General features: G+C 42.3%; 5 protein-coding genes. 3 read left to right on the forward strand and 2 right to left on the reverse strand.

Annotated elements, in window-relative coordinates; translation table 11 throughout:
* Nucleotides 1-59: 59 nt before the first annotated feature.
* Complete coding sequence (gene galU, locus ACXAH2_RS14820; protein WP_475079570.1) at nucleotides 60-896, forward strand: UTP--glucose-1-phosphate uridylyltransferase GalU; 837 nt, start codon at nucleotides 60-62, stop codon at nucleotides 894-896.
* Nucleotides 897-977: 81 nt separating this feature from the next.
* On the opposite strand, the gene ACXAH2_RS14825 is transcribed toward galU, so the two are convergent.
* Complete coding sequence (locus ACXAH2_RS14825; RefSeq protein WP_475079572.1) at nucleotides 978-1,913, reverse strand: AEC family transporter; 936 nt, start codon at nucleotides 1,911-1,913, stop codon at nucleotides 978-980.
* Nucleotides 1,914-1,937: 24 nt separating this feature from the next.
* A complete protein-coding gene (locus ACXAH2_RS14830) occupies nucleotides 1,938-2,855 on the reverse strand; it encodes a LysR family transcriptional regulator (RefSeq protein WP_475079574.1) in 918 nt (305 codons plus the stop codon).
* 127 nt (nucleotides 2,856-2,982) lie between these two features.
* On the opposite strand from ACXAH2_RS14830, the gene ACXAH2_RS14835 reads away from it, so the two are divergent.
* Nucleotides 2,983-3,681: a pirin family protein gene (locus ACXAH2_RS14835; protein ID WP_475079575.1), complete on the forward strand. Its 699-nt coding sequence runs from the start codon at nucleotides 2,983-2,985 to the stop codon at nucleotides 3,679-3,681.
* 595 nt (nucleotides 3,682-4,276) lie between these two features.
* Nucleotides 4,277-5,902 (forward strand): methyl-accepting chemotaxis protein, encoded by a 1,626-nt coding sequence (locus ACXAH2_RS14840; protein WP_475079577.1) that lies wholly within the window; start codon nucleotides 4,277-4,279, stop codon nucleotides 5,900-5,902.
* Nucleotides 5,903-6,485 lie beyond the last annotated feature (583 nt).

Raw genomic sequence — 6,485 nt, forward strand, 5'->3', positions numbered from 1 at the left:
CAGGCTGGCTACGCCCACGTTTGGACAGCCACTTTACACAGCCATTTTAAGGAAAAACTATGATTCGCAAATGTCTATTCCCTGTTGCTGGCTACGGCACTCGTTTTTTGCCAGCCACCAAATCCATGCCTAAAGAGATGCTTCCTATTGTTAACAAACCTCTAGTGCAATACGGTGTGGAAGAAGCAACAGCCGCGGGCCTTAACAATGTGACCTTTGTCACCGGTCGAGGCAAACGCGCCATTGCTGATCACTTTGATATCAGCTACGAGTTAGAACATCAGATTTCAGGGACCAGCAAAGAGAAATACCTAGAAGGCATTCGTCATCTTATCGACAATGTAAACTTTTCTTTTATACGTCAAAACAACATGTTAGGTCTCGGTCATGCCATATTAACCGGTGAACCTTTAATTGGGGACGAAGCTTTCGGTGTCGTACTCGCCGATGACTTGTGCTTCGGTGAAGAAGATGGTGTCATGGCACAAATGGTAAAACTGTATAACCAGTTCCGTTGTACTATAGTGGCTATTGAAGAAGTCCCTGAAGACGAAGTTCACAAATATGGCATCATCAAAGGCGAATCCATGATGGAAGGACTGTTCCGTGTCACCGATATGGTGGAAAAGCCAACCCAAGAAGATGCGCCTTCCAATCTCGCCATCATTGGTCGCTATATTTTGACACCAGATATTTTCGATAAAATCCGTAATACGCCTGCTGGCCGAAATGGTGAAGTTCAAATAACCGATGCCATTTTACAACAGGCAAAAGAAGGCTGTGTTCTAGCTTACAAATTCAAAGGTCAGAGGTTCGATTGTGGTAGTGTTGACGGCTTTGTCGATGCTACCAATTATTGCTATAAAAATGTCTACAAAGACCCAACGGAACCTTAGTAAAGTTCCGATTACTCAGTAATAGTAATCATGTAAGAACCAGCGCACAAAAACGGTGCGTTGGTTTTTTATTTGATGCCTTTATTGAATCAACAACTGACTCAACCAAATACAAATGGGCAAGGTGAAAATCGACATCAGAGTTTGTAAGGTAATATAAGCTGCCATTTTATCTGCGTCACCACCTAGCTGTTTGGCCAAAGCATATGCCGATGTTGCAGTTGGAACAAAACCGAACAAAACAGCCACTAAAGCAGGCAACCCAGTCACGTCCAGACACCAGCAAACCAAAATAATTGCCGCAGGAAAGATCAGAAAACGAGCAACCGCCGACAACCAAAAGTTAACACCAACCGAACGAATAGCGTCTATTCTCACACTTGCTCCAACTGCTAACAACACCATAGGCAAAGCAGATTTTGCCAGCATATCTGCCATATCTGACACCACCAAAATCGGTGTCAGTCCTAACACATTCAGACTGACTCCCAAAGCAATAGAAACAATCAGTGGATTGCGAATCAAAGCGCCACTTAATAATCTTGGTAGACTATGATTCTTCCCTGACGAGCCATGCATAATCACCATGGATATCACCAAAAACACATTGAGTGACGGAACCAAAATAGCGCCCCCCAATACCGCTAATAGCAAACCTTCATCACCATAAACACTGCTCGCAATGGCTAATACAATAAAGGTATTAAATCGCACACCAGCTTGCAGCATAGAAGAAGCCGTTGGTGCTTCAATCTTCATCAACCAAGTTATCAAAAAGACAAATACGCCAGTGACCGCAAGAGCCAACATCAGAATCAAAGCATAGTCTGCTAACATACCGTTAGAGAAGTCAATTTGTGACGTATTAGCAAACAATAACGCGGGAAACAGCAACCAGTAAGTTAGCTTATCCACTCCCCCCCAAAAACCCTCCATTGGAAAGCGCCAACGTTGACACAAGGCGCCTAACATTAGTAATGCAAAGACAGGTAAAATGGCAAGCGAAATGGAAAACACACATACTCCTTAGTGTTTAATACATTAGGGAACAATCGATTTACTTGGAGTCAATTGCCAATCTTGCAACACCAGTTGTTCAACAAACCAATTCAGTCCGCGACCTGGTTGTTCATTACGCCATGCTAGATAGGCCATTTGATTTGGTCTTGGCAATTCACACTGACGCACGACTAAACGACCATTATTCAGTTCATCACGAATTCTGTGTATAGGCAGATAACCAACCCCTAGTCCCAAACATTGCGCCTCAATTTTACTCTGCATGGAATCCACACGAACGACTTGACGCGCCTCAAATAAGCCACTGCTTCGAGCAGGTAAAATTTTTGAACTATCCGCCACCACAATGGCCGGATATTGACGCAAGTGCTGGGCGCTAATCTTGCCATCAAGCAGGGCTAATGGATGTGTCGGTGAAACAGCAAACACAAACTCCAGTTCTCCCAACGGACGAATTTGCACTTGTCCTTTCGGTAATTCTCCCGTCGCACCAATCACCAAGTCCGCCCTATCATCTTGTAAAGCATCCCAAGCACCACCAACCGCCTCTTCCGACAAACTCAATTCAACAGGTCGATTTTGATCCAAAAAACGCCCTACGACACTCATTAGCGGAGCAGACAATATGGCTGTATCTCGAGCAATTCTTAATCTTGGCTCCCAACCAGATTCCATCTGCTTAATAGAATCTTCCAGTCGTATTGCCGCATCCAAAATACCTCGCCCTTGCTCCAAAACCATTCGGCCTGCGGTAGTCAACACGGCTCTCTGCCTTGACCGATCAAACAAGGCAACACCCAGATCTTCTTCCAACTTTTTCACGGTATAAGTCAGAGCAGACGGCACTTTAAACAAGGCATCCGCGGCAGCAGAAAAACTACCTAACTGATGAATCGCATCAATCACTCGTAATGCTTCCAATGTAACAGCATGGGACATGGCTCACCTTTTGTTCAATTTTTTTGAAATACTAGCTCAAAAGCTTCCGATTTTCTTTCTTTTCTCCCACCACTAAACTGAACCCATTCGGTAATAATTCCATTACCAGTTATTTAGGAGACATATTATGATTCAATTACGCACAGCAGAAGATCGTGGTCATGCTAATTTTGGCTGGTTAGACAGCCACCATACTTTTTCTTTTGGCAGTTACTTCGACCCTCAACACATGGGCTTTTCCCACCTAAGGGTCATTAATGATGATACTGTCAGCCCAAGTGCTGGTTTTGAAACCCATGGCCACAAAGATATGGAAATCCTCAGCCTAGTGTTACAAGGCACCATCGCTCACAAAGACAGTACGGGGAACATTGAAGAGTTGCCAGCAGGTGAATACCAACTCATGTCAGCAGGCAATGGAATTTATCACAGTGAATTCAATGCATCAGACGAAGAAACATTGAAATTCTTGCAAATTTGGATTCAACCAAACCGTCTAGGTGGTGAACCGGGTTATCAACAAAAAGACTTTGGCGAAGCGGAAGGTATTACCAACATCATCACACCAGATGGACAAAATGATACTTTAGCTATCAAACAAGACATGCGTTTACATCAACTCATTATGTCTGAACAAAGACAACTGACTTGGCCAGCGGACACCAAACGTCGCTACTACATTCATCTCATTGAAGGTGAATTGAACTTAGCCGATGGCATTAATATGAAACCAGGTGATGGAGCCAAGCTGCAAAGTGTCAGTCAGATTGACTTCACTCAGCTGTCAGAAAAAAGAGTCAAAGCCTTGTTGTTTGATCTTGCCTAGCCATTAACCATTCAAAACCAGGCGCTTACTTGATATTCGATGATATTTTCATCAATACAGTAAAGTGCCTGAATATTAGTCTGTATATTTAATATCATGCAGCTCTTTTATAATGGTTTTCTGCCAATCACTCATAACACGACCTAATAATATGAGCAAACCGACACTGCCCACGCGTGTGAATTTCATTGAATTTTCGAATCCTCTAAAACAATGGTTAACCACACTATAACCAATAGAAAAGAGTTCTATGGCTGCACATGACAGCGACGTCAGCAGTATGAATTTCTCCGGCACTCTATTTGTACTTATGATGGAAACACTTAGCAACAATGAATAAATTAAAAAATAAATCATTTAGAAATATTTTTTAAATTTTTTTTCACTTTTTCCACCTATTTTCGATAGACAATCACATAGTGTATATGAAATTATCCCGCACGAAATCGCTATACAATGCGATGTAATTGATTTTAATAATGCATTTGAAGCGATATAGATAAAATTTATAAGAGTGAAGGAAGCAGCAATCTATTTTCTTTCAATCTCTATATCGTAACTGACTCAACGGCGATCTATTTAGGAAGTAGAAAATATGTCACTGAAATCATTAAAAATAGGCCATAAACTCTGGCTATTGATAGGTTCTTTCATAGGCCTTCTTATTATATTTGAAGGAGTCACCTATTCTTCCCTCTATCGTGAACTGCTTGAATCACGCAAGAACAATATAAAAGAGCAAGTTGAAAACACTTATTCCTTGTTAGAACATTATGCTCAATTAGCCCCAGTGATCGGCGAAAAAGCCGCCAAAGAGCAAGCCTTAGCAGCCGTCGAAAAATTACGCTACGGAAAAAATGGCTATTTTTGGTTAAACGACATGGAAGCGACCTTCTTAATGCATCCATTCAAACCTGCCATTAAAGGCAAAAACATGTTTAAGTCCACTAACCCAAAAGACATCCCAAAGTGGACAAATATCATCAATATTGCGAAAAGCCCATCTGGCTCTGGTTTTGTATATTATGACTATGTCGGTCCGCAGTTTGATGGCCCTGTAGAGAAAACCTCTTATATCAAATCCTTTAAACCTTGGGGCTGGGTAATCGGCAGTGGGTTACTGAACGAAGAAGTCAAAAAACAATTCTGGTCTAATTTAAGAAAATCTGCTTTGATTCAAATCATCCTAATCTCATTGGTGCTTTGGTTAAGCATGGCCATTGTTAAAGGCATCACTAGACCTCTTAAGCAAGTAACGGATCACCTTCAACAATTGGCTTCTGGCAACATGACGAATCAAATTGAGGTCGACAGAAAAGATGAAATCGGTCTCTTGGCAAATGCCTCTAATCAACTATCGTCATCTCTAAATTCAACACTGTCACAGGTTGCCAAAGCTGTAAGCGAACTGAATATTGTCTGTGAGCAGATGAAGAGCAGCAGTCAAAGCACGCAAAACGGTATGAATAATCAATTTCAGGAGATGGAATCTCTCGCAACCGCAATGAATGAAATGTCACACTCAATCCGTGACGTGGCTCAACATGCAAAAGAGTCTGCTGAATTCACAACATCGGTTCAAGATATCACGCGTCTAAGCAGTCAGGATCTGGATAGTACGAATACTGATATTCATAATTTGACGCAACATATCGACAGTGCAAACAAAGTCATACTCGAATTGCTTCAACAAACTGGCGATATCGATTCTGTGTTGGGTGTGATTGGGGAAATCTCAGAACAGACCAACCTACTTGCTCTCAATGCTGCGATCGAAGCGGCTCGCGCCGGGGAACTCGGTAGAGGGTTCGCAGTCGTTGCAGATGAAGTACGCTCTTTGGCAAGCAGAACCCAAGATTCCACAGTAGAAATTAAAAACATTATTGAGAAACTACAAAATCAGTCTGAAGAAGCTTCTCGATCCATGTCAACAAGCACAAAACAAGCGGAAAGTGGAGCAGATAAAGTACATACTGCGGCAGATAACTTAAGAAACATGCTTATTCAAATTGATGAAGCCTCTGCGCGCAGTCTACAAATTGCCGCTGCTTCAGATCAACAGGGCAACGTAGCGGAAGAGGTTAACCGAAACCTTATGGGCATTAGAAATGTCTCAGAGAAAGTCCTAGAAGATAGCAAACAAGTGTCTGAAAGCAGTATCCAAATTTCTAAGATGACAGCGGATTTGGAAAGCAAAATACGCCAGTTTACTTTTTCCTAGAAAGTTATCTTAAAGAACCGATACATTAATTTGCTCGAAATTGGAAAGTGCCAATTTCGAGCGATTTCTAGTGCATTGTATAGTAGCGTTGTTTTGTTGGAAAGTGCTTCGCTTTTCCAACCTAGATATTTATGTATTTGCAAGACCATAGGTTTGATGAGGGAGGCACGCCCCTTATCAAACCCGGTTTATGCATACAGTCCCAAGCAGCATAAGCCGCTGACGACGGCTGTGAAGCAACGCGTTGCTGTTTGGGATTGTGTTATATATTGAGTACTTAGAACGCTGAGAATATTTGAAACGACGCCCCATTCATGCCCTTGGGTACACATAGGATCTCCCATATTATCATCAATGATGGTTAACGCCTGCGGCGAATAAAAGCCACTTCTGAATTCGGGATGATCGTAGGTTTGATAAGGGTGGCACGACCGCTATCAAACGAGGAGTAATTTGACTTTCCTCCAGACGTAAAAAAGCCCTGACAGGTTATCCTATCAGGGCTTCTTATGTTTAAAGCTTGACGACGACCTACTCTCACATGGGATCTCCCACACTACCATCGGCGATGGCGCTTTTCACT

It is taken from the genome of Marinomonas sp. ABL3_031 (genome assembly GCF_056161265.1).